Origin of the sequence: Xanthomonas sp. LF06-19, from assembly GCF_034105425.1 — a bacterium.
Classification (GTDB): domain Bacteria; phylum Pseudomonadota; class Gammaproteobacteria; order Xanthomonadales; family Xanthomonadaceae; genus Xanthomonas_A; species Xanthomonas_A sontii.
This window is the reverse complement of sequence record NZ_JAXGGH010000002.1, coordinates 163329-184873: the sequence shown is the minus strand read 5'-3', so window position 1 is coordinate 184873 and position 21545 is coordinate 163329. Positions and strand designations below refer to the sequence as shown.

The 21545-nt window shown below is 69.5% G+C and carries 21 protein-coding genes; 14 read left to right on the top strand and 7 right to left on the bottom strand.

All coding sequences use genetic code 11. The features are described from left to right. The first annotated feature begins 17 nt into the window (after positions 1 to 17). The 4 genes from SLW55_RS04805 to SLW55_RS04790 all read left to right on the top strand — a co-directional run bounded on the left by SLW55_RS04805 (position 18) and on the right by SLW55_RS04790 (position 3710). Positions 18 to 218: a hypothetical protein gene (locus SLW55_RS04805; RefSeq protein ID WP_082028787.1), complete on the top strand. Its 201-nt coding sequence runs from the start codon at positions 18 to 20 to the stop codon at positions 216 to 218. 340 nt (positions 219 to 558) lie between these two features. Then, positions 559 to 1194 carry a DUF2076 family protein gene (locus SLW55_RS04800; RefSeq protein ID WP_043093480.1) on the top strand — a complete coding sequence of 212 codons (636 nt, stop codon included), beginning with the start codon at positions 559 to 561 and terminating at the stop codon, positions 1192 to 1194. A gap of 213 nt (positions 1195 to 1407) precedes the next feature. Further along, the gene (gene yjjJ, locus SLW55_RS04795) at positions 1408 to 2784 is read left to right on the top strand and encodes a type II toxin-antitoxin system HipA family toxin YjjJ (RefSeq protein WP_320744723.1); all 1377 of its coding nucleotides are present in this window, start codon (positions 1408 to 1410) and stop codon (positions 2782 to 2784) included. Between the two features lie 101 nt (positions 2785 to 2885). Then, complete coding sequence (locus tag SLW55_RS04790) at positions 2886 to 3710, top strand: alpha/beta hydrolase (RefSeq protein ID WP_267121474.1); 825 nt, start codon at positions 2886 to 2888, stop codon at positions 3708 to 3710. Positions 3711 to 3845: 135 nt separating this feature from the next. On the opposite strand, the gene SLW55_RS04785 is transcribed toward SLW55_RS04790, so the two are convergent. Next, positions 3846 to 5063 carry a glycoside hydrolase family 30 beta sandwich domain-containing protein gene (locus SLW55_RS04785; protein ID WP_267121473.1) on the bottom strand — a complete coding sequence of 406 codons (1218 nt, stop codon included), beginning with the start codon at positions 5061 to 5063 and terminating at the stop codon, positions 3846 to 3848. 333 nt (positions 5064 to 5396) lie between these two features. Here SLW55_RS04785 and SLW55_RS04780 point away from each other — a divergent pair, with 333 nt between their 5' ends. From SLW55_RS04780 to SLW55_RS04770, 3 genes are all read left to right on the top strand, one after another. Continuing rightward, the gene (locus SLW55_RS04780) at positions 5397 to 7484 is read left to right on the top strand and encodes a beta-galactosidase (RefSeq protein WP_320744719.1); all 2088 of its coding nucleotides are present in this window, start codon (positions 5397 to 5399) and stop codon (positions 7482 to 7484) included. A gap of 220 nt (positions 7485 to 7704) precedes the next feature. Continuing rightward, the gene (locus SLW55_RS04775) at positions 7705 to 8025 is read left to right on the top strand and encodes a DUF3817 domain-containing protein (RefSeq protein ID WP_267100709.1); all 321 of its coding nucleotides are present in this window, start codon (positions 7705 to 7707) and stop codon (positions 8023 to 8025) included. Between the two features lie 121 nt (positions 8026 to 8146). Then, on the top strand, positions 8147 to 8479 hold the full coding sequence (locus SLW55_RS04770; protein ID WP_244149935.1) for a hypothetical protein: 333 nt from the start codon (positions 8147 to 8149) through the stop codon (positions 8477 to 8479). 27 nt (positions 8480 to 8506) lie between these two features. On the opposite strand, the gene SLW55_RS04765 is transcribed toward SLW55_RS04770, so the two are convergent. Both SLW55_RS04765 and SLW55_RS04760 read right to left on the bottom strand, forming a co-directional pair. Further along, complete coding sequence (locus tag SLW55_RS04765; protein ID WP_267082133.1) at positions 8507 to 9598, bottom strand: DUF1615 domain-containing protein; 1092 nt, start codon at positions 9596 to 9598, stop codon at positions 8507 to 8509. Between the two features lie 65 nt (positions 9599 to 9663). Beyond that, complete coding sequence (locus SLW55_RS04760; protein WP_320744716.1) at positions 9664 to 10497, bottom strand: NAD(P)H-dependent oxidoreductase; 834 nt, start codon at positions 10495 to 10497, stop codon at positions 9664 to 9666. A gap of 84 nt (positions 10498 to 10581) precedes the next feature. On the opposite strand from SLW55_RS04760, the gene SLW55_RS04755 reads away from it, so the two are divergent. Continuing rightward, the gene (locus tag SLW55_RS04755; RefSeq protein ID WP_320744714.1) at positions 10582 to 11475 is read left to right on the top strand and encodes a LysR family transcriptional regulator; all 894 of its coding nucleotides are present in this window, start codon (positions 10582 to 10584) and stop codon (positions 11473 to 11475) included. Between the two features lie 21 nt (positions 11476 to 11496). Here SLW55_RS04755 and SLW55_RS04750 read toward each other — a convergent pair whose 3' ends face one another. After that, positions 11497 to 12333 (bottom strand): SAM-dependent methyltransferase, encoded by an 837-nt coding sequence (locus SLW55_RS04750; protein WP_320744712.1) that lies wholly within the window; start codon positions 12331 to 12333, stop codon positions 11497 to 11499. 265 nt (positions 12334 to 12598) lie between these two features. Here SLW55_RS04750 and SLW55_RS04745 point away from each other — a divergent pair, with 265 nt between their 5' ends. From SLW55_RS04745 to SLW55_RS04730, 4 genes are all read left to right on the top strand, one after another. Continuing rightward, the gene (locus SLW55_RS04745) at positions 12599 to 13474 is read left to right on the top strand and encodes a DMT family transporter (RefSeq protein ID WP_010340290.1); all 876 of its coding nucleotides are present in this window, start codon (positions 12599 to 12601) and stop codon (positions 13472 to 13474) included. Between the two features lie 185 nt (positions 13475 to 13659). Next, a complete protein-coding gene (locus tag SLW55_RS04740; protein ID WP_017911542.1) occupies positions 13660 to 14016 on the top strand; it encodes a hypothetical protein in 357 nt (118 codons plus the stop codon). Positions 14017 to 14155: 139 nt separating this feature from the next. Next, positions 14156 to 15526 (top strand): D-serine/D-alanine/glycine transporter, encoded by a 1371-nt coding sequence (gene cycA, locus SLW55_RS04735; RefSeq protein ID WP_010340292.1) that lies wholly within the window; start codon positions 14156 to 14158, stop codon positions 15524 to 15526. A gap of 78 nt (positions 15527 to 15604) precedes the next feature. Continuing rightward, complete coding sequence (locus SLW55_RS04730) at positions 15605 to 16525, top strand: CorA family divalent cation transporter (protein ID WP_267083811.1); 921 nt, start codon at positions 15605 to 15607, stop codon at positions 16523 to 16525. A 30-nt stretch (positions 16526 to 16555) separates the two neighbouring features. Here SLW55_RS04730 and SLW55_RS04725 read toward each other — a convergent pair whose 3' ends face one another. After that, on the bottom strand, positions 16556 to 16915 hold the full coding sequence (locus tag SLW55_RS04725; RefSeq protein WP_043093466.1) for a hypothetical protein: 360 nt from the start codon (positions 16913 to 16915) through the stop codon (positions 16556 to 16558). A gap of 302 nt (positions 16916 to 17217) precedes the next feature. Here SLW55_RS04725 and SLW55_RS04720 point away from each other — a divergent pair, with 302 nt between their 5' ends. After that, positions 17218 to 18117, top strand: a complete 900-nt coding sequence (locus tag SLW55_RS04720) for an AraC family transcriptional regulator (RefSeq protein ID WP_265530875.1) — start codon at positions 17218 to 17220, stop codon at positions 18115 to 18117. Positions 18118 to 18510: 393 nt separating this feature from the next. On the opposite strand, the gene SLW55_RS04715 is transcribed toward SLW55_RS04720, so the two are convergent. Then, the gene (locus tag SLW55_RS04715; protein WP_017911769.1) at positions 18511 to 18984 is read right to left on the bottom strand and encodes a DUF4410 domain-containing protein; all 474 of its coding nucleotides are present in this window, start codon (positions 18982 to 18984) and stop codon (positions 18511 to 18513) included. Positions 18985 to 19068: 84 nt separating this feature from the next. Further along, positions 19069 to 19854, bottom strand: a complete 786-nt coding sequence (locus SLW55_RS04710) for a transporter substrate-binding domain-containing protein (RefSeq protein WP_153752318.1) — start codon at positions 19852 to 19854, stop codon at positions 19069 to 19071. Positions 19855 to 20124: 270 nt separating this feature from the next. Between SLW55_RS04710 and SLW55_RS04705 the strand changes: the two genes are divergently transcribed. After that, the gene (locus tag SLW55_RS04705) at positions 20125 to 21126 is read left to right on the top strand and encodes a hypothetical protein (protein WP_295972173.1); all 1002 of its coding nucleotides are present in this window, start codon (positions 20125 to 20127) and stop codon (positions 21124 to 21126) included. The last annotated feature ends 419 nt before the right edge of the window (positions 21127 to 21545 follow it).

Sequence of the window (21545 nt, the reverse complement as noted above, 5' to 3'; positions counted from 1 at the left end):
CGTTTGCCCCGACGCCCATGCCCTCGTCCAAAACGCCTCCGTGGAAGAAGCCGAATCCGCGCGGTCAGCGCAGCCAGCCGTTGTCGTCGTCGCAGAAGGCGGCGGCGAAGCAGCGCGCCGAGGAGAACGGCCGGCCGTATCCGAACCTGGTCGACAACATGTGGGCGGCGCGCCTGCCGCGGGATGCGTCGTCCTCCGGGACGGCCAAGTCGGAGTAGCGCCGAACCTGCAGGTGCGGAGCGCCGCGCCCTGGCAGACGTATCGCGCAGCCGCCTCGCTTCGGAAAGAACCGCCAGTGGTGCCGATGCCGCCTGTAGGATCCCGCCGCTTGGTGTGGCCGTCTCTCGTGGTTCTGCGCCCTGTTTGACTGCAACGATCGTCATGCTTCGGCCGGCCCCGTCGCAAGTCATGGGCCGCCCACACGTCGGTGGCTGCGAGAGGTCGCGCCTGGATGAATGCCGGCGCACTGGCGCGGAGGCCATGCCCTTGGCGCCGCGCGGGCCATGCCCATACCGTGCCGTGCCGGCACTGGGCCGGTCATCGCATCCAGGTACGGGTATGACTCCGCAAGAACAGCAGCTTCTCGAAGACTTCCTGGCGCGCCTGCGCAGCGCCGGCGGGGTGGCCAAAGATCCGCAGGCCGACGCGCTGATCCACGCGCGCCTGGCCGATCAACCCGATGCCGCGTATCTGCTGGTGCAGCGCACCTTGCTGCTGGAGCACGCGCTGGAGGCCGCCAAGGCGCAGATCGCGCAGTTGCAGCAGGCGGCCACGCCCCCGCCGCCGCCGGCCAGCTTCCTGGGCCAGGGCTTCAATGCGGCGCCGCCGCCGTTGCCGCCTGCGCCCGCCGCCACAGGCGTCGCCGGGGCTGGTGCGCCCGGCTGGCGCGAGCGCTGGTTCGGTGGTGGCGCTGCGGCCGCGGAGCCGACGCCGGCACCGGCCGCCGCGCGTGGCCCCAGCTTCCTCAGTACCGCGGCCACCACGGCGGCCGGCGTGGCCGGCGGCATGTTCCTGTTCGAGGGCGTGGAAAGCCTGCTGGGCGGCCACCACGGCGGTGGTTTGTTCGGCGGCGGCGCGCCGCAGGAAACCGTGGTCGAGAACATCACCAACAACTACTACGACGACACGCCGCAGCAGGACATGGGCCAGGACTTCCAGGACGACGGCGACTTCGGCAACGACAACTGGACGTAACCTCGCCGCTTGCATTGCTGCCGGATCGAGCAGTCAGGCGAGCGCCGGTAGGGCGATCGCCTGAGATTCGGCAGGCTGGCCATCCATCGCTTCAGGGATCTATTCAAAAGAACAGTCATCAGTGGGCCGGTATCGAAGTAAGGGTCAAGGAATACAGGCGCTTACAAGTCTAGTTCTCTTGACTATCTATTCATAAATCTATTCAATCCGGGAATGAGCGAGGCCCGGCTACGCGATCTGATTGCTTTTCTGCGCCATGAGGGGGCAGCGACGGCGCCTGGTATCGCAGCGGCGTTCGGCGTCAGCCAGCCGACGGTCTCGCGTCTGCTCAGCGCTGCCGGCGATCAGGTGCTGCGGATCGGCAAGGCGCGCGCCACGCGCTACGCGCTCAGCCGCACGTTGGGCCGGGCAGGCCGACACTGGCCCCTGTTCCGTCTGCGTCCTGACGGGCGCGCCGAGACGCTTGGCGATCTCCATGCCATGCACGGCGATGGATTTCTGTTCGTTCCGCAGAACGCGCGACCGGTTCTGGTGCATGGTGAATTCGCCGATGGCGTGTTCCCAGGGCTGCCGTGGTTCCTGGACGATCAGCGCCCGCAAGGCTTCCTCGGCCGTGCCTTCGCACGGCGCGTCGCCGAAGACATCGGCGCGCCGCAGGATCTGCAGCGCTGGCAGCCTGACGATGTCGTCCTGTCGTTGCTGCGGCATGGCGACGATCAGCCCGGCGACCTGGTCCTGGGCGAGTTCGCCTTGCAGCGTGCGCAACAGGCCGCCCTGCAGCCGGCTGATGCGCTGGAGAAGGCGCAGCGATCTCAGCATTATCCGCAGCGCGCCAACGCCGTCTTGCGTGGCGAGGCGGTGGGCTCGTCGGCAGGAGGCGAACAACCGAAGTTCACCGCAATCCTGCACACGGAAGGCGGCTACACCGCAGTCATCGTCAAGTTCAGCGAGCGTGCCGGCACGCCGGCCGCGCAGCGTTGGAGCGACCTGCTGCGGTGTGAACACCTGGCCAGCGACATCCTGCGTGCGCACGGTATCGCCGCCGCCGAGAGCGAACTGCTCGAGAGCGACGGTCGCGTGTTCCTGCAGTCCACGCGGTTCGACCGCACGCCTGTGCTGGGACGGCGCGGCTTCGTCTCGTTGGCCGCGGTGGATGCGGCCTACTTCGGCCATGGGCGCATCGACTGGTGGTCGTTCGCACCGCAACTGCAGCGCGAAGGCTGGCTGAGCGACGCAGATGCGCAGCGCCTGAGCGTGTGCGGTTGGTTCGGCGCCTTGATCGGCAACAACGACATGCATCTGGGCAACGCTGGCCTGATGCTGGGCGATGCCTTGCCGCTGGCGTTGGCGCCGATCTACGACATGTTGCCGATGGCGTTCCGACCCGCGGCCAGCGGCGAGGTGGTGGAGCGCGCTTACGTATTGCCGTTGCCGACACCGGACCAGCGCGACGACTGGCGTGCGGCGGCCGGCATGGCGGTGCCGTTCTGGGGGCGTGTCATCGAGGACGTGCATGTGTCCGCGGCATTCCACAGCATTGCGCGGGACGCGTTGGCGCAGTTGACCCGCGCTGTAGTGCGGATCGGTTGAGCGCTTTCGCACAGCGTTAAATCACCCGACACATCGCCCTCACGCGGGCCGGACATGCGGCAGTGGAAGCTGCCGCGACTCCCCACCACGAGGTCCTGCCCATGGCTGCAACCAGCACACGTGTCCGTCTGCATGTCGAAGATACCGGCGGTGCCGGTCGTCCGGTGATCCTGATCCACGGTTGGCCGCTGTCGGCCGAGGCGTGGAAGGACCAGGTCGGGCCGCTGCAGCAGGCCGGCTACCGGGTCATCGCCTACGATCGTCGCGGCTTCGGCCGTTCCGAGAAGCCGGCCGACGGCTACGAGTACGACACCCTGGCCGACGACCTGGCCGGCATCATCGAGGACAAGCAACTGCGCGACGCGGTGCTGGTCGGGTTCTCGATGGGCGGTGGCGAGGTGGCGCGCTACGTGGCGCGGCATGGCACCGGGAAGCTCGCCGGCGTGGTGTTCGCTTCCGCGGTGCCGCCGTACATGCTCAAGACCGACAACAACCCGGAAGGGCCGCTGAGCAAGGAGCAGGCGCAGGAGATGGAGCAGGCCCTGAAGGCCTCCCGCGAGACTTTCTTCGATAACTTCACCCGCGGCTTCTTCAGCGCCCACGGCACGCTGAAGGTCAGCGAGGCGCAGCGCCAGGAGGCGATCGCGCTGTGCCTGCAGAGCGACCAGACCGCGGCGCTGGGCTGCATGCAGGCGTTCGGCACCACCGATTTCCGCGAGGACCTCAAGAAGGTCGACGTGCCGACCCTGGTGCTGCACGGCGATGCCGACGCCACGGTGCCGTACGAGGGCTCGGGCCAGCGCACCCATCGCGCCATCGCCGGCAGCGACGTGGTGTTGCTGAGGGATGCGCCGCATGGCTGCAACACCAGCCATGCCGAGGAGTTCAATCAGGCGCTGCTGGGGTTCCTGGCCAAGCTGGGCTGATCGCTGGCGCGTGTCTCGGTGCCGACGCTCACGGCGTGGCACCGCGACGACGCGACTAGGCAGCAGGTAGAAACCAACCCGCGGCAGCGCTCGGCTGCCGTGGGTCGATCCGGCCGACTCAAGCCATCGCGCAGATCACTCGCCGACCAGCGTCGCCACGCTCTGCGGATCGACGTAGACCACGGTCTGGCCCGAGGCGACACTGTACTTGCCGCCGTAGCCGACGTTGAGAGTGGACGAGGTGCTGTACTTGGTGAACGCGGTGGCGCTGCCGGCGGGCACGCGCACGGTGATCTGCCGATGCTGGGTGCCGGTGTTGACCGCCACCAGGACCAGCTTGCCGCTCGGGGTCTTGTAGGCGCTGACGGCGACGTCGTTATACGGCGCGGCGGTGGCGCCGATGCGCACGGACCCCGGACGCACGAAGCGTGCGTATTGCGACATCACGTAGCCGCGCTTGCTCACTGTGCCGTTCTCGGCAATCAGCCCGTAGCTGCGGCGGATGTACCACCAGATGTAGCCGCTGTAGTTGGCCAGCATGCTGTTGTGCAGTTCGCTGCCCACGCCGAGCGCGGACGGCCAGGCGTTGCCGTCGGTGTTGTCGGTGTAGTGCTCGGTCATCCACAGCTGCTTGCCCTTGCTGCGCGCCAGCGGGTAGTCCTTGGGCTGCACGCCATACAGGTGCCCGCCGACGATGGACAGGTACTGGGCGGCGCTGCTGTTGAGCACCGGGTCGGTCAGCGCGGGGTTGAAGCCCAGCGACTCGGCGGCGAGCAGCTTGAACTTGCCGAACTTCGCGCCCTGCGCGCTGATGAAGTTGAGGAAGTCGGTGCCGTTCCAGTCGCCCGACTCGTAGTCCGGATGCCAGTCTGGCTCGTTCTGCAGCGACAGGGCGTAGATCGGCGCGCCTTTGCTGTCCATGTAGGCGGTGAAATCCAGCAGGTGCTTGGCGTACGCGTCGTAGTACTGCGGCAGCAGCTTGCCGCCGTTGTTAAGGCTGTTGTTGGACTTCATGTAGGCCGGCGCCGACCACGGCGTGGCCAGCAGCACTGCGCCGTGCGCGCGGGCCCGCACCGCCGACGGCACCTGCTGGCTCCAGCCGGAGCTGGACGGATCGATGCGCATGCGCATGATCGACAGGCCGATCTGCCCGGTGTCGCTGCCGAACGCCAGGTCGACCTGGGCCGGGGTGAGGTCGGCGACCCAGCCGGCGCCGTTCATGCCGCCGAAGCCCTGGATGGTCTGGTGGACCTCGCTCGGGGTCACGGTGACGGTCTGTGCCAGGGCGGTGCCGGCTGAGAACAACGTGGCGGCTGCGGCGAGCAAGGTGCCGAGCAAACGAGGGGTCTTCATGGCGTGTCCAGCAGTGGGGGAGGCGTGACGCTAGCCAGCGCAGATGACCATTTCAATGTCGCGGTCGTCCAAAGCCGGCAAGTGAGACCGGCGGCGCACCCCAAGCGCTAACGTCTCCTCAATCCACATCAGCGTATGCGTCGCGCTGCATGATGCGTGCAGCGCGGTGCACCACACGCCTGCGGCGTGAGGTACGGCGTGCGGATTGTGCGCAGTTGCGCGTGCAAACGCCGCAAGATGCACAAGTGCGCGCATGGCAAAACTGCGCACAATGCAGGCGCCGGCAGGACGCAGGGGACACGCCGGCATCTCCTCTTGCGAAGGGTGTTGCGCATGCCATTGTTCCGTCTTCCGCAACGCAGCGGCGTTGCCCTATTCGCTGCGATGCTGTCGATCCTGCTCTGCCTGCCGATGCTGGCGCAGGCGCAGGCCACCCGTTATCGCGACGTCGCGCCGCTGTTGCTGGGCGTGGCCTGGTATCCGGAGCAGTGGCCGGAGGCGCAATGGGAGCGCGATCTGGCGCTGATGCAGGCGGCGCACGTGCGCGTGGTGCGGATCGGCGAGTTCGCCTGGAGCCGGATGGAGCCGCGCGAGGGGCAGTACGACTTCGACTGGATGGACCGCGCCATCGCCGCGGCCGCGCGGCACGGCATGGTGGTGGTGCTGGGCACGCCGACCGCGGCGCCACCGGCCTGGTTGACCCAGACCTATCCGGACACCTTGCGGGTCAGCCAGGACGGCGTGCGCGACGAGCACGGCAACCGCCAGCAGTTCTCCTTCGCCAGTACACGCTACCGGCGCTTCGCGCATGCCATCGCCGAGCAGATGGCGCAGCGCTACGGGCACAACCCGCACGTGGTCGGCTGGCAACTGGACAACGAGTACGCGCAGTCCTCGTTCGATCCCGAGGCCAAGGCGCAGTTCCACGCGTGGCTGCAGCGCAAGTACGGCAGCATCGAGGCGCTCAACCAGCGTTGGGCCACCGCCTACTGGAGCCAGACCTACAACGACTTCGCGCAGATCCCGGTGCGCGAGGACGAGGAAAATCCGGCGCTGCTGTTGGAGTGGAAGCGCTTCGTCAGCGACACCTGGGCCGACTATTCGCGCAACCAGATCGACGCGATCCGCCCGCATGCCGATCCGCGCCAGTTCATCACCACCAACACCATGGGCTGGTTCGCTGGTTTCGACGCCTACACTGTGCACGACGTGCTCGACATCGCCGCCTGGGACGACTACGTCGCCGGCGAGCGCTATGACTGGGTCGACAACGCCGCGCGCCACGATCTGACCCGCGGCTACAAGCAGCGCAACTACTGGGTGATGGAAACCCAGCCGGGCTTCGTCAACTGGCGCGCGACCAACGTGGCGCTGCGCAAGGGCCAGGTACGCGCGATGGCGTGGCAGGCGGTGGCGCATGGCGCCGATGCGGTGTCGTACTGGCAGTGGCGTGCTGCGCCCAACGGGCAGGAGGAATACCACGGCACCCTGGTCGGCGCCGACGGCACGCCGGTGCCGGTGTATGCGGAGATCCAGCAGGTCGGTGCCGAGTTCGCCAAGGCCGGTCCGGCGTTGGCCGGCACCACGCCGCAGGCGCAGGTGGCGCTGATCAACGACTTCGACAGCCGCTGGGCGATCGGCTTCCAGAAGCACGCGGCCGACTTCGATCCGGTCGTGCAGATGAAGAGCTTCTACCGGCCGCTGCGGCAGCAGGCGCAGGTGGTCGACGTGGTCTCGGCGATGGCGCCGTTGGAGCGCTACAAGCTGGTGGTGGCGCCGGCGCTGAACGTGCTGACCGAGGCGCAGGCGCAGCGGCTGAAGGCCTATGTCGAACACGGCGGGCACCTGGTGCTGGGGCCGCGCAGCGGCATGAAGAACGTCGACAACGGCCTGCATCCGCAGCGCCAGCCCGGCCCGCTCGCGACCTTGCTTGGCGGCCGCGTGGAGCAGTTCTATGCGCTGGACAAGCCGATCCCGCTGGTCGGCGCGGGCGCCGACGGCAGCGCCAAAATCTGGGCCGAACAGTTGCAGGCCACCGCCGCCGACACCACCGCACCGCTGCAGTACGGCGCAGCCAATGGATGGCTGGACGGCGCGCCGGCGCTGCTGACCCGGCGCGTCGGCAAGGGCCGCATCAGCTATGTCGGCGGCTGGTTCGACGACGCCACGCTGGATCGTCTCACCGGCGACTGGTTGCGCGACGCCGGGGTGCAGGCGCCGCTGGCCGACGTGCCGGAGGATGTGGAAGTGGGCGTGCGCAGCGACGGCGCGCGCCGCATCGTGGTGCTGATCAACCACGACGCCACCCCGCACAACGTGCGGCTGCCGGCGCCGATGCGCGCGCTGCTGGGGCCGACGCCGAGCAACGACACGGTGCAACTGGCACCCGATGACGTGGCGGTGCTGGAACAGCGTCGCTGAGGACTGTCGCGGTGCGCTACGGCGCATTGCCGGCCACGCGATGACGGATCGGTGCGGTGGGTGCAGCTGTGCCGCGCTCGCCGTGGCCGCGTCGCGCCTGTGCGCCACGTGCAAGGACACGCTCTACAATGCACCTGCCAGCGGGCGTCGCCGCCGCCATCGCGTCGCGGCCTCGTTCCCGTCACTGGAGTTGCGTGTGTCCTTGTCTTCTTCCCGTCCGTTGTCGCCGGTGGGCCGGCTGTTCGCCGCTGCCGCCGTGTTCGAAGGCCTGACCTGGGCCGGCCTGTTGCTCGGCATGCTGCTCAAGTACGGCACCCAGACCACCGAGCTGGGCGTGTGGCTGTTCGGCCGTCTGCATGGCGTGGCGTTCCTGCTGTATGTGGTCGCCAGCCTGCTCGCGGCGTTGCGGTTGCGCTGGCCCTGGTGGGCGTGGGCGTTGAGCCTGCTGGCGGCGCTGCCGCCGCTGGTCACGGTGCCGCTGGAAGTGTGGTTCCGCCGGATCGGCCTGCTCGGCGCGCAAGCGCAGAGTGCCGTGGAATAGTGCAGGCGCGGTGGCGCAGGCGAGACATCTTGCCCGTGTGGTGCGCCGCATCGGTGGTGCGTTGTGACTGCATTCTCCGGCAGCGCTCTAGAATGCTGTCCCCAGTGCAGGCGAGGAGGCCATGGGCAAACGCAAACGACGACCGCCCCCGCCAATGCCGACACCCACGCGTCTGCAACGGCTGGTCGCGCGTCTGGAACGGCCGGTGTTGATGTTGATGGCGGCGGTCATGGTGGCGGTCGCCGCGATGAAGCTGTACCTGCTGGCGAAAGCGCTGCAGAGCGGCGTGTACATCGGCGTACCGAGAGCAGGGCCGAAACGGATCTATCAGCTGGCGACCGATCCAGGCCACTACTGGTTCTCGATCGCGTGGGACAGTGTGGTCTGCCTCGTGTTGCTGGCGCTGGCCATCGCAACGGGCTGGGCGCTGATGGCGTTACGCAAACCGAAGTAGCGTTGGGTCGGCGGATCGCCGCGACCGTCACCTGGCCAGGCAACGCTGCCAACGCTCGGCCACGCGCTGCGCGAACCAGGCGGTGGTGAGCTTGCGGGTGATCTTCGGGCTTTCCAGGGCGATGCCCGGCAGTACCGCGCGTGGCAGCGGCTTGCCGGCATCGCGGTCTGCCAGGGCGAACACCTGGCGATACAGCGCGCTGTCGCCGAAATCCGCCTCGCCGCCGCGCTGCAGTTCGCGGCGGATCGTGCGCGCGTCCATGCCCAGTTGCGTGCCCAGGCTGCGTGCGGCGCGCTCGGTGGCGCCGGGGGCGTCGAGGTCGGCGCCGGGCGTCAGCAGATCGCCATCGAGGGCGAGCGAGAGGCCGCTGGCGCGCGCCAGCGCGGCCTGGAATGCGGCATTGCGGCTGGCGTACCAGCCCGCATTGAAGTCGGCGAAGCGGTACAGCATCGCCGCCGCGTTCGGGTAGCCGAGCAGGTGGCGGGTGCCGAACCAGATGCCGCCTCGGCGAGTGAACACCGCGTGGCGCACGCCGTCGCTCAGCGGATACGGATAGCCGTCGGTATGCGCCTGCGCGAAGGCGATGCTCACCTGCATCGGCCCGGCGGTGTGCACCGGGTTGAGGTCGCCGAACAGGCGCTGGCCCAGCGGCACACTGCCGGCGATGTCCTCGAAGATGGTGCTGAGATCCTGCTCGGTGCGCGCGGCGGCCAGGCGCTCGGCATAGCTGCGCCCATCCGGCCCGCGTAGCTTGAGCGCCGCATCCAGCGCGAACGCCGGCACATGCACCGCCGCCGCGCGCCGCTGCAGTTCCGCCCGGGCGATCTTGCCCAGACCTGGCACCGGTGGATTGGTCTGGTAGGTCGATTCCTGTTCGATCACCGCCAGGACCGCACAGATGTTCTCGGCATTGGTGCCCAGACTCTGCGAGGCCAGGGCCACGTAGACGTCGTCGGCCCAGCCGCGGCGATCGGGTACCGTGGCCGGGATGCGCCGGGCGATGTCGGCCTTGACCTCGCTGGGCGTGCGCTCGGGCAGGCGTGGCGCCTGCGTGGCGCAGGCGCCGAGCAAGGCGGCGCTGCACACGGCGAGCAGGCGCACGAAGACGGCGGTGGACATCGGCGCGGCGGTTCCAACGGAGTGGCGGTCGCCTGCATCCTACAGGTGCGCTGTCGGCGCCGCGCCTACGTCGTCGGCGTCGACGCTGTGCGGTCGGAGGTCGCCGCCGCTTGCGTGTCCGCGTCGAGCACATGGATGCCGAAGCCGCTGCGGCCGGGTGCGAACTCATCTCGCAGGGTCAGCGCCGGAATCGCATAGTCGCCTGCGTTCTGCTTGCGGAACGCGATCGGCGCGGTACTGAACAGCGTGTCCAGGCGTTCGCCCAGCGCCGTGCTGGTCTGCGCGAAACGCGCCGCATCCATGCGTCCGCTGCGGTATACCACGAACGGCGGCAGCACCTCGAAGCCGGGGTAATGCAGGATGCCGTGCTGGATCGGGAACAGCAGGTCGTCGATGGGGCCGTTGATACCGCGCGGTGCGTAGTGCGATTCCCAGCCGCCGGCGGTGACGATCAGCATCGCGCGCTTGCCGGCCAGCGTGCCTTCGCCGTAGCGGTCGCCCCAGTGCGTGTCGGAGTGTTCGCCGACGCCGTAGGCGAAGCCGCAGGCATACACCCGGTCCACCCAGCCCTTGAGGATGGCCGGCATCGAGAACCACCACAGCGGGAACTGCAGCAGCAGCGCATCGGCCCAGCGCAGCTTGTCCTGCTCGGCGGCGATGTCCGCGCGCTGGCGGCCGCTGGCGAAGGCGCGCTGCGAGTCGCGCGAAGGATCGAAGCGCGCGTCCGCGGCGCCGTCCAGGCTGTCCTGCGCGTCGACGGTGGTTTTCCAGTCCATCGCATACAGGTCCGACACCTGCACGCGATGGCCGGCGGCCTGCAGGCGGTGTACCGCGATCTGCTTGAGGGCGCCATTGAGCGAGGCGGGTTCGGGATGGGCATAGACCAGCAGCACGTTCATGCGGGTTCTCGGTGAGGGAAGGCCTCCACGCTAGGCCGCGCTTCGCTATAGTGGAAATGAATTGCCTTGATAGTCGCTATTGCCATGGTTGATCTGCGCCGCCTGGACCTCAATCTGCTGCTGACCCTGGACACGCTGCTCGACACGCACAACGTGACCCGCGCCGCGGCGCGTCTGCATCTGTCGCAGCCGTCGGTCAGCGTGCACCTGGCCAAGCTGCGCGAGGCGCTGGGCGATCCGTTGCTGCTGCCTGGGCCGCGCGGCATGCGCCCCACCGCACGCGCCGACGCGCTGCGCGTCCCGTTGCGCGAGGCCTTGCAGGCACTGCAGCAGGCGGTGGCGCCGGACGCGCCGTTCGATCCGGCGCGCGCGCAGACGCTGTGGCGGGTGGCGGCCAGCGACTACGGCGCCTCCACCGTGCTGCTGCCGGCGATCGCCGCCTTGCGCCGGGTGGCGCCGGGCACCCAACTGGCGGTACTGCAGTTGGCGCCGCCGACGATCGCGCAGCAGGCCGAACAGGGCCAGATCGACCTGGCCCTGCACACCGTCGCCGACGCGCCGCCCGGCCTGCGCCGGCGCACGCTGTTCGCCGAACACTATGTGCTGGTCGGTCGGGCCGGCCATCCGCGGTTGCGACGTCGACCGAGCCTGGCGCAGTTCTGCGCGCTCGAGCATGTCATCGTCTCGCCCGACGGCGGCGGCTTCAGCGGCGCTACCGATGCGGCGTTGCGGACGCGCGGCCTGCAGCGCCGGGTGGTGCTGTCGGTGCCGCACTTCCAGTTCGTCGTTGCCGCGCTACAGCGCAGCGACCTGGTGGCGATGCTGCCCGAGCGCCTGGTGCGCGACCAGCCCGGTCTACGGGTGTGCGCGCCACCGCTGGAGCTGCCCGGCTACGAAATGGCCATGCTCTGGCACGAGCGCGTTCACCGCGATCCGGCGCATCGCTGGTTGCGCGAGCACCTACTGGCGTCGCTCTGACGCGGCGGAGGCGATCTCGCTTCAGCGGCGCGTGCCCAGTACCCCGTCCAGCGCCAGTTGCGCGGCGAAGCCGGCCTTCTCCAGGCGCCTGGCCACCTCGCGCGGCACGTCGCGGCCGCTGGTGAGCTTGTTCGGGCTGCCGGTGTAGTGGAACAGCCGGCCGCCGCGGCGCAGCACCCGCGCGAGTTGGTCGTAGAAGGTTTGCGCGTAGAGTTCGCCGGCGATGCCGAAGCGTGGCGGGTCGTGCAGGATCGCGTCCATCGACGCATCGGCGATGCCGCCGATGGCGGCGCCGACATCGCCATGCGTCAGCTGCAGGCGGCCATCGCTGGTGGCCGGATCCGGCGACCACGGATTGAGCGTGCGCAGCCACAGCACGTCGGCGTTCTTCTCGAACGAGTGCAGGCACGCCACCCCGGCCTCCAGCGCGCAGGCGGCGAAATAGCCGAGGCCGCCGCAGGTATCCAGCACCTGCTTGCCGCGCGGTTCCACCAGCGCCACCTTGCGCCGCGCGTCCTCGAACGGCGACAGCTGCGCGCTGGGCAACATCTTGATGCCGTCGATCTCGAACGTCGGCGCGCCCCACTCGGTCGGCACCAGCTTGATCAGCGCACCGCCGAAGCGCGACACCGCGGCGAACTCGTCGCCGTCCCAGTAGTACAGCGTGCGGTCCTTGAGCTTGCCCGGATAGGGATAGTCGTGTCCCTGCCATTGCCAGCTTTCAGCGCCAAGCAACGCCTGGCCTTGGCTGCGCTCCAGGTCGAGCGACCCGGACCAGGTGGCGGCGCCGGCATCGCGCGCGGCGAGCAGCGCGACGGCGAGCGGACGGGTGAGCAGGGGGCCGGAATAGCGGGTCACGGGGGATCTGCCGGCGGCAGGGCGCGGCATGGGGCTCGGATGCGGGAGCGCATCGTAACCGATGGCTCCATGCACCCGCATCGCCGGCGCGCATTGCCGCGTGCCTGTTCCCGAAGGAAAGTACGTGCCGCGTGGCGGCAAGCTGCAGCGATCGAAAGTTCGTCATTTTCATTGCCAGCGCGGCGGCAGCGCCACGACAAAAGAGGGATACTGACCATCCCCCCCACGTACGCCGTCGCAGCGCCGCTGCCGGCCAGGATCGTCCATGCTCAAGGGTGTGCTGCTCGGTTTCGCCTGTTACGCCGCCTATTCGATCAGCGATGCCTTCGTGAAGGGGCTGGAGGGGTCGCTGCCGGCCTACGAGGTGGTGTTCTTCGGGGCGCTGCTGATGCTGTCGGCGCTGCCGTTCCTGAAGAAGCCGGGCGATCGCTGGCGCGAGGTGGTGGTGGCGCAGCGGCCCAGCATCTGGCTGCTGCGCGCGTTCACCGGCGCGGCCGGCAATCTGTCCGCGGTTACCGCGTTCACTCTGTTGCCGATGGCCGAGGCGTTCGCGCTGATCTTCCTGATGCCGATCTTCGTCACCGTGCTGTCGGTGCTGCTGCTCAAGGAGGAGGTGCGCTGGCGGCGCTGGCTGGCGGTGATCGTCGGCTTCATCGGCGTGCTGGTGGTGCTGCGGCCGGGCTTCCGGCACCTGGGCCAGGGCCATGTCGCGGCGATCGTCTGCGGGCTGGTGGGGGCGGTGTCGGTGATCAGCCTGCGCATGGCCGGGCCCGGCGAGAAGCGCCTGACCCTGTACGGTGCCGGCGTGCTCGGCCCGCTGCTGATGGGTGGCCTGCTGATGCTGCCGACCTTCGTCTGGCCGACCTGGCAGCAATGGATCCTGCTGGCCGGCTACGGCCTGCTCGCCGGCCTGGCCGCGATCTTCATGATGTACGCCTCGCGGTCGGCGCCGATCAGCGCGGTGGCGCCGACCCAGTACAGCCAGATGCTGTGGGCGATCGGCTTCGGCTACTGGCTGTTCCACGATCACCTGGACTGGCCGATGGCGGTGGGCATCGCGCTGATCCTGGGCGCCGGGCTGTTCACCCTGGTGCGCGAGGAGAAGGTCACGCGGTGGTGGCGGCGCACCAAATTGGTGTGAGCGCGGTCGCCTGAGCCGATCTCGGTCGCCGCACCGGCGCCGATCAGGAAATCGCCGATACGGCCGCGCACGCAGCGCGGCGATGCTGCCGGCTCACGGACGAGGCAGGGCAGCGGCGCGTGGCCGCGAGGGAGCGCAGCGGTCGCCGCGCCATCGGACTTTCCTTATCAAGATCGGAGAACGGCATGACGAACAATGCGATGGGGCAGTTGCTCGACGCCGCCGCCCATGCGGGCGCGGCGGGTGTGCGGGTGGTGGCAGGCGTGGTCGGCGCGGACGGTGCGGTCCGCAACGGCGCGGGGTACACGGTGGCGCATGTGAGCACCGGCCACTACCTGGTGAGCTTCCAGCCGCCGTTCCAGGCGCTGGATGGCGTCTCGGTCACCCAGATCTATTCGGGCGACGGCAGCACCTGCGACAACGCGGTGATCATCCGCCTGGATGCGGGCCAGGTGCTGCTGAAGACCGGCGATGGCGGCGGCAACCAGTCCGACCGCGATTTCAGCTTCGTCGCGATCGGCCAGGGCGGCGCGCTGGCCTGAGCGACGGCACCCGCGGCGGCGCGGACGGCATGCGGCGCCGTCCGTGCCGCCGCGGGCGCCACCCGGCGCACGCGCGGCTGGCGCGCGCTGCCGCCATCTTCTATGTTTGCAGGCTAATCCCTCGCGATGGCCTGCGCCCATGACCGATCCGTCCGCCCAGCCCGACCACCTGCAGCGCAGCCTGTCCAACCGCCACCTGCAGTTGATCGCGATCGGCGGAGCGATCGGCACCGGCCTGTTCATGGGCTCGGGCAAGACCATCAGCCTGGCTGGGCCGTCGATCCTGTTCGTGTACCTGATCATCGGCGTGATGCTGTTCTTCGTGATGCGCGCGATGGGCGAGCTGCTGCTGTCGAACCTGGAGTACAAGTCGTTCATCGACTTCTCCACCGATCTGCTGGGGCCCTGGGCCGGGTTCTTCTGCGGCTGGACCTACTGGTTCTGCTGGATCATCACCGCCATCGCCGACGTGATCGCGATCGCCGCCTACGCGCAGTTCTGGTTCCCGACGCTGGCGCCGTGGATCCCGGCGATGCTGTGCGTGCTGTTGCTGCTGGGGCTGAACCTGGTGACGGTGAAGTTGTTCGGCGAAATGGAATTCTGGTTCGCGCTGATCAAGATCGTGGCGATCTGCGCGCTGATCCTCACCGGCGCCGGGCTGGTCGCCTGGGGCTTCCAGTCGCCGTCCGGGCACGTGGCCTCGCTGGCCAACCTGTGGAACGACGGCGGCATGTTCCCGATGGGGCTGGGCGGGTTCTTCGCCGGCTTCCAGATCGCGGTGTTCGCCTTCGTGGGCATTGAACTGGTCGGCACCACCGCCGCCGAGACCGCCGACCCGCGCCGCAACCTGCCCAAGGCGATCAACTCGATTCCGGTGCGCATCCTGGTGTTCTACGTGCTGGCGCTGGTGGCGATCATGGCGGTGACGCCGTGGCGCGAGGTGGTGCCGGGCAAGAGCCCGTTCGTGGAGCTGTTCGTGCTGGCCGGCGTGCCGGCCGCGGCCAGCCTGATCAACTTCGTGGTGCTGACCTCGGCCACGTCCTCGGCCAACAGCGGCATCTTCTCCACCAGCCGCATGCTCTACGGCCTGGCCGAGGAGCGCCACGCGCCGCGCGGCTTCGCCCGGCTCTCGCGCGCGGCGGTGCCGGCGCGCGGGCTGCTGTTCTCCTGCGCCTGCCTGCTCGGCGGCACCGTGCTGATGTACCTGATTCCGAACCTGGTCACCGCCTTCACCCTGGTCACCACGCTGGCCGCGGTGCTGTTCATGTTCGTCTGGTCGCTGATCCTGTGCGCCTACATCGCCTACCGGCGCAAGCGCCCGCAACTGCACGCGGCCTCCGCGTTCAAGATGCCCGGCGGGGTGGTCATGTGCTATGTGTGCCTGGCGTTCTTCGCCTTCGTGCTGGCGCTGCTGACTCTGCAGGCCGACACCCGCCAGGCGCTGTTCGCCAGCCCGGTATGGTTCCTGCTGCTGGGCGTGGGCTATGCGTTGAAGCGCCGCAGCGCCTGAACCGGTGCGCGCGGCGGGCGTTGACGCTCCGCGCGCGCTGACGGATGCTCGCGGCCTTTCCTGCGCGAGCCAGTCCCGATGATCACCATCCACCGCCTCGGCGGCACCTCCGACACGCCGGTGTGCTGGGTGGACCTGTGCCGGCCGAGCGAGGCGGAGCTGGCCGAGGTCGACGAGAAGGTCGGTTTCGCGGTGCCGACGCGCGCGGCCATCGGCGAGATCGAGTTCAGCAGCCGGGTGCGGGTGGAAGGCGATGTGCTGTTCCTCAACGTGCCGCGCTTCCAGGACGAGGACGGTCCGACCGCGCCGCTCGGTTTCGCGGTGTCGCCGCGGGTGCTGGTGACCCAGCGCGAGCAGCCGATGGCCTCGCTGGATGCGGTGGCCGCGCAGTTGCAGCAGAGCCCCTGCCGCAGCAGCGACGACCTGCTGCTGCGCCTGCTCGACGAACTGGTCGGGCGCCTGGCCGACCGCCTGGAAGCGCTGGAGGCGCAGATCACCGAGACCACGCGCGCGGCATTCGCCAAGCCGCATGCGCGGCACAAGTCGCGGCACCTGGAGCGGATGCTGCACGACGTCGGCGACATGGGCCGGCGCCTGGGCGGCATGCACAACGCCGGCCACGGTCTGCTGCGCCTGGCCACCTACCTGGACGATGCGGCGCCGAACTGGTTCGGCGAGGACGCGGCCAAGCGCATCGGCCTGTTGCACAAGGATCTGGCCACCCTGATCGAATTCGAGCAGCACCTGGACGACCGCATCGAGTTCCTGCTCGACAGCGTGCTGGGCATGATCAACGTCGACCAGAACAACGTGATGAAGGTGATGGCGGTGGCCTCGGTGGTCGGCATCCCGCCGACGGTGCTGGTCGGCATCTGGGGCATGAACTTCGCGCACATGCCCGAGCTGAAATGGCACGACGCCTACTACTGGGCGCTGGGCGTGATCGCGCTGAGCATGCTGCTGCCGCTGGCCTGGTTCCGCCGGCGCGGCTGGGTCTGAGCCAGCTGCGCGCGGCGCCGGCCGCGCAGGTCACGCCGCGAGGCTGTCGGCCTCGGCGGCATGCTCCTCCGTGTCGCTTTCCTCGCCGCTGACGTGCTGTACCGCGGCGATGTCCCACGACACCGTGTCCGGATCGATCAGGGCGTGGATCGCCGCGCCCTGCAGTTCGCGCATCAGCCGTCGTGCCGAGGCGGTGCCGTGCGCGACGCTGTCCCACAGCACCATGTCGACCACGCTGCCGTCGCGGCGGCGGGCGATGCGCCGCGAGCGGAAGCCGGGCTGGCACTGCAGCCAGGCATCGACCTCGGCATTGGCGCGCAGGAAGGTGCGCCAGGTGCAGTCGAGCAGGCGGAACGTGGCGATTTCCAGGGCTTCGGTATGGGGATGCATCGGTCTCTCCTGCGGTCTGCGTCGCCCGCATGGCACGCTGGCGGCGACGCGGCAGCGCGACGAGGGGCATGGGGGAAGGGACAGGGCCGAACGGCCGGAACAGGCGGGCGGGGGCGGGCGTTCCGGGACGGCGCCGGTGCGGGAACCGGCCGACACAGGATGCTGGCCCGCGCCGCGGGCGCGTTAGCGCGATCCAACGGAATTCTTGTACGATCCTGCAAGCCGCGTCGCGCCGTGGTCCGTGCCGGCGCAGCATCGTGCAAGCTTGCCTTCCCCCTCCGCACGCTACGGCGCCCTTGCCGATGACCGCGCTCGCCCACCGTTACCAGGAAATGGCCGCCCTGGTTGCCCGATTGGCCGTCCCCGATGGCGACCACGACACCGCCATCGACGGCTTCTTCTGTTCCTACCGCTCCGCGCCGTCGCCGAAGACGCATACCGCGCAATGGCCGGTCTTCGCGCTGGTGCTGCAGGGCGAGAAATCCCTGACCCTGGGCAACGAGGAGTACCACTACGGCGTGGGCACCTTTCTGCTGGTGACGCTGGATCTTCCGGTGGTCTCGCGCATCACCCAGGCCAGCCCGGAACAGCCGCTGCTGGGCGTGGGCATGTCGATCCGGCCGGACCGGCTGCGCGAACTGCTCGAGCGCATTCCGTTGCCGCCGCAGGTGGGCGCCGAGCGCCCGCGCGGGGTCTCGGTCAACACCGCCTGCCCGGACCTGCTGGACGCGACGCTGCGCATGCTGCGGTTGCTGGAACGCCCGGCCGACATCGCGGCGATGGCGCCGCTGATCGAGCAGGAGATCCTGTATCGCCTGCTGGTCGGGCCGTGCGGGCCGAACCTGCTGCGCATCGCCCAGGAGGACAGCCCCAGCAACCGCATCGCCAAGGCCATCGCCTGGCTGCGCCAGCACTACGCCGAACCGCTGCGGATCGAGGATCTGGCGCGCCAGGTCAACATGAGCGTGTCCTCGCTGCACCACCATTTCAGCGCGGTCGCGGCGATGACGCCGCTGCAGTACCAGAAGCAATTGCGCCTGCGCGAGGCGCGGCGGCTGATGGTGGTCGAACGCATGGACGTGGGCGCGGCCGGCTACCGCGTCGGCTACCAGAGCCCGTCGCAGTTCAGTCGCGAATACAGCCGGCTGTACGGGCGGTCGCCGCGCAGCGACCTGGCCGAGCAGCTGGGCCTGGCCGGCTGAGCGGTACCGGCACTGCGCGCGCCGCCTTGTGCATCTGACGTGCTGCTTGATCGACCAAGGGCCTCTCTCATCACTCCGAGGCACGTCCCGTAGGGCGGCGTCAGCCGCTACGCGCGTTACCGGGAAAGCTCCGTCGCGACTGAAGTCGCTGCCACAGGGGCTTGCGGCGAGTCCGCCGGGTGCACTGTGGGAGGGACTTCAGTCCCGACGCATTGCGCCATCGGAACGCACACCACATCGCGCGTCGCGGCTGCATGACACTTGACTCCTACAGAGCAAGCCGCATCCGGCTTGCGTGTCGCCGGATCAAGCGATTCGAGGTGCTGCAGGCAGCGCGTTGGTGTGCTTCGGCGCCCGTGCAGGACCGCTGCGGTCCTGCACGGGCGGCACGCACTACTGCAATTGCTTGAGCCGCGCGACGATCTCCTGCGCGTGGCGCTCGATCAGGCCTTCGGAGGTGCCCCAGGCGGTGCTGTTGGTCGATTCCACGTCGAACTGCGCGGCGGTCTTGCCGTTGGCATCGGCGACGGTGACACGGCTCTTGATCTTGTCGCGCCCGGCCATGATGCCGGCCCAGAAGCGCGCACCGTTGCTGCGCATGTAGTAGTGATCGATGACGATGGTCATCTTGCGCGCATTGGCCTGGCCCTGCGTGCCGTGCAGGTGCGCCGCGTCCAGTTGCGCGTCGAGCTGGCGGCGGAACATGGTCAGGCTCTCGGCATCGGTGTCGTCGTTGCCGGTGAGCTGGTACCAGTAGGTTTCGGCGGTGGTCGCCTTGTAGCTCTGGTGCACCACGCTGTTGGTCGCGCAGCCGGTGGCCAGCAACATCACGCTCACCAGCGCGAGCGTTTTCCATTGCAGTCTCATGCTCTCTCCTTGTTGAATCCCCATGCCGGGGCGAACGCCGCCGGCCGCGGCAGCATAGCGGCTGCGCGCGGGCAGGCGGGAGGCCTAGCGCGTTGTCTCCGGATCGCCGAGCCACGCGGCCACGATCCGTGCATAGGCGCCGCTGGCCTTGCTCAGGTGCAGCCACTGGTCGACGTAGGCCTTCCAGGCCATGTCGTCGCGCGGCAGCAGGAACGCTTTCTCGCTGTACTGCAGCGGCTGCTCCGGCGCCACCGCGCACAGGCCGGGCACCTGGCGCTGCTGGAAGCGCGCCTCGGAGGCGTCGGTGATCATGACGTCGGCACGACCCTCGCGCAGGTCGCGGAAGATGGCGGGGTTGTCGTCGGACAGGCGCAACTGCGCATGCGGCAGTTCGCGGCGGGCGAACGCCTCGTTGGTGCCGCCGCGCGGTTCGATCACCCGCACTTCGGGCCGGTCGATCTGGGCGATGGTGCGGTAGCGCGTGCGGTCGGCGCAGCGCACCAGCGGGATCTTGCCGTCGACCTCCAGCACGGCACTGAACCAGGCCTGGCGCTGCCGCGGCAGCGACACCGAGATACCGCCGACGGCGATGTCGCAGCGGTCGGCGAGCAGGTCCGGCAGCAGGGTCGGCCAGCGCGTGGGCACCCATTGCAGCTTGACCTCCAGGCTGTCGGCCAGCGATTGCGCCAGGGCGATGTCGATGCCTTCGTAGGTGCCGTCGCGGCGCAGGCGGCTGTAGGGCGCGTAGTCGCCGGTGGTGCACACGCGCAGCACGCCATCGCGAAGGACGCTGTCCAGGTGCGAGGGCGCGGCGTGTGCGGGCAGCGCCAGCGCGGCGCCGAGCAGGCCGGCGGCCAGGCGTCGGATCATGCGGTTCTCCTGCGGCAGGGTGGGCATCGGTGCCCGTTGGCTGTACGCCGGCTGTCGCGCCGGCGGTGCGCGTCACCTTAGCCGTTTTGCGCATGCACCGACGCAATCCCTGACGCGACAAGGCCTTGCGTGCACCGGGCGGGCGCCGGTGACGCCATGTTGCCGCTTGCCGCGCGCGGCGGCACGCGCCGGCAACGGAACTCGCGGCACGCTGTACCGGTCCGTCCCCCACATTCGTCCTCGCCGCTTGCCCATGGATCCTCGACCGTCGTGACCCCCCTTCCTGCGCAAGACCGATGGCTGCAGCTGTGGGCGGCACTGGCGACGGCGATGATTCTGGCCTTGCTGGGACGCCTGCTGTGGGGCACGCCGTCGGCGCCGCCGCGTGCCGTGGCCGAGGACGCGCTGCGCCTGGTGTTCCTGCCGCGGCAGCCCGCGCAGCGTGTTCCGGCCCCGTCGCCGGCGTCCGCGCGCGCGCCGGCCGTGGACGCGCGCATGCTGGCCGGGGCACGGCCGCCGCGCGGCGCCGCCGCGCCGCCGTCTTCGCCCTCGCAGACGCCGACCGCGCCCGCCGCGGCCGCCGCGGCCGCGACCGGCATGGCGGCGATGCTGTACACCGGCGATGGCCATCCGCGCCTGCCGGATGGGGTGGCGGTGGATCCGTTCGCGCAGGCGCAGGGCACGCCGCCGGGGACGCTCAATCCGCGCGACGTGGCCAAGTCCAAGCGCCTGCTCGAACGGCCCAACCCGATCGACTACCGGTCGACCCGTTTCGACAAGGATTGGGCCAGCGACGGCACCCTCGGCGACGTCGCCGTGCAGGGCATCGACCGGGCGATCAAGCAACTGTTGCCGAAGAACACCCATCAGTCGGCGGTGGCGCGGCCGCCGCCGGACGTGCGTTTCAACCCGGCGCTGCACGAGCGCGCCAGCGACCTCGGCAGCGAGGCCACCGGCGATGCCTACAAGGCCGCGCCGATCGCCTTCGAAAAGGCGCCCGGGTTGGAGGGCGAAGCCAGTCGGCGGATTCGCCAGGCCCTGGCCGATCTGCAGCAACGCCGCGGCGCCTGCCCGGCGGCGCAGCGCGCGCGCCTGCTGGCGCCGGTGCAGCAGCACCTGGATGCGCTGCTGCAGGTGGAAACCGCCATGGCCAAGGGCGCCGACCCGATCCGCGCGCAGCAACTGCTGCCGCGCGAGGCCGACAGCGCCTACGACCTGGCGCGGCGCGCGCTGTGGTACGCCGATCAGAAGCTGGCGGCGTGTGCGCCGTAGGCGGGCGTGCAGGTCGGAGGACGCATGCAATGGTCGTCGCTGCTTGAAGCGCGAAGAGCGGAGGCCGCGAGCGATTCGACCTTGGCAGCAGTCGGGACTGAAGTCCCTCCCACAGTGCGCCCAGGCCGTGTGCTGCACGTTCTTGTAGGAACGGCTTCAGGCGCGACGAGCGAAGGCGGTGCGCTATCCGGCCGCTGAAGCAATCGGGTCCAAAGACCCGCCCACGATGTTCCAGCCAGCGTACCGCATGCCCCTGTGGGAGGGACTTCAGTCCCGACCCGTGGAGTCTGGTGCCATCGTGGTGTGCAGGAGCCTGGTCGCGGCTGAAGCCGCTCTTATCCAGACCCGTGTCGGAAACAGCGCCGGGCGACAGGCCGTCACCTGCGTCCACGCGCGCTGCGCGATGATGCGCGCCCGCC

What these genes read in the sequence shown, in the direction of transcription:
- SLW55_RS04780 (WP_320744719.1), top strand. Translation starts at nt 5,397, where the DNA reads ATGCCATTGTTCCGTCTTCCGCAACGCAGCGGCGTTGCCCTATTCGCT.
- SLW55_RS04755 (WP_320744714.1), top strand. Translation starts at nt 10,582, where the DNA reads ATGGTTGATCTGCGCCGCCTGGACCTCAATCTGCTGCTGACCCTGGAC.
- SLW55_RS04720 (WP_265530875.1), top strand. Translation starts at nt 17,218, where the DNA reads ATGACCGCGCTCGCCCACCGTTACCAGGAAATGGCCGCCCTGGTTGCC.
- SLW55_RS04745 (WP_010340290.1), top strand. Translation starts at nt 12,599, where the DNA reads ATGCTCAAGGGTGTGCTGCTCGGTTTCGCCTGTTACGCCGCCTATTCG.
- SLW55_RS04710 (WP_153752318.1), bottom strand. Translation starts at nt 19,854, where the DNA reads ATGATCCGACGCCTGGCCGCCGGCCTGCTCGGCGCCGCGCTGGCGCTG.
- SLW55_RS04740 (WP_017911542.1), top strand. Translation starts at nt 13,660, where the DNA reads ATGACGAACAATGCGATGGGGCAGTTGCTCGACGCCGCCGCCCATGCG.
- SLW55_RS04800 (WP_043093480.1), top strand. Translation starts at nt 559, where the DNA reads ATGACTCCGCAAGAACAGCAGCTTCTCGAAGACTTCCTGGCGCGCCTG.
- SLW55_RS04790 (WP_267121474.1), top strand. Translation starts at nt 2,886, where the DNA reads ATGGCTGCAACCAGCACACGTGTCCGTCTGCATGTCGAAGATACCGGC.
- SLW55_RS04760 (WP_320744716.1), bottom strand. Translation starts at nt 10,497, where the DNA reads ATGAACGTGCTGCTGGTCTATGCCCATCCCGAACCCGCCTCGCTCAAT.
- SLW55_RS04730 (WP_267083811.1), top strand. Translation starts at nt 15,605, where the DNA reads ATGATCACCATCCACCGCCTCGGCGGCACCTCCGACACGCCGGTGTGC.
- yjjJ (WP_320744723.1), top strand. Translation starts at nt 1,408, where the DNA reads ATGAGCGAGGCCCGGCTACGCGATCTGATTGCTTTTCTGCGCCATGAG.
- SLW55_RS04765 (WP_267082133.1), bottom strand. Translation starts at nt 9,598, where the DNA reads ATGTCCACCGCCGTCTTCGTGCGCCTGCTCGCCGTGTGCAGCGCCGCC.
- SLW55_RS04725 (WP_043093466.1), bottom strand. Translation starts at nt 16,915, where the DNA reads ATGCATCCCCATACCGAAGCCCTGGAAATCGCCACGTTCCGCCTGCTC.
- cycA (WP_010340292.1), top strand. Translation starts at nt 14,156, where the DNA reads ATGACCGATCCGTCCGCCCAGCCCGACCACCTGCAGCGCAGCCTGTCC.
- SLW55_RS04715 (WP_017911769.1), bottom strand. Translation starts at nt 18,984, where the DNA reads ATGAGACTGCAATGGAAAACGCTCGCGCTGGTGAGCGTGATGTTGCTG.
- SLW55_RS04785 (WP_267121473.1), bottom strand. Translation starts at nt 5,063, where the DNA reads ATGAAGACCCCTCGTTTGCTCGGCACCTTGCTCGCCGCAGCCGCCACG.
- SLW55_RS04805 (WP_082028787.1), top strand. Translation starts at nt 18, where the DNA reads ATGCCCTCGTCCAAAACGCCTCCGTGGAAGAAGCCGAATCCGCGCGGT.
- SLW55_RS04770 (WP_244149935.1), top strand. Translation starts at nt 8,147, where the DNA reads ATGGGCAAACGCAAACGACGACCGCCCCCGCCAATGCCGACACCCACG.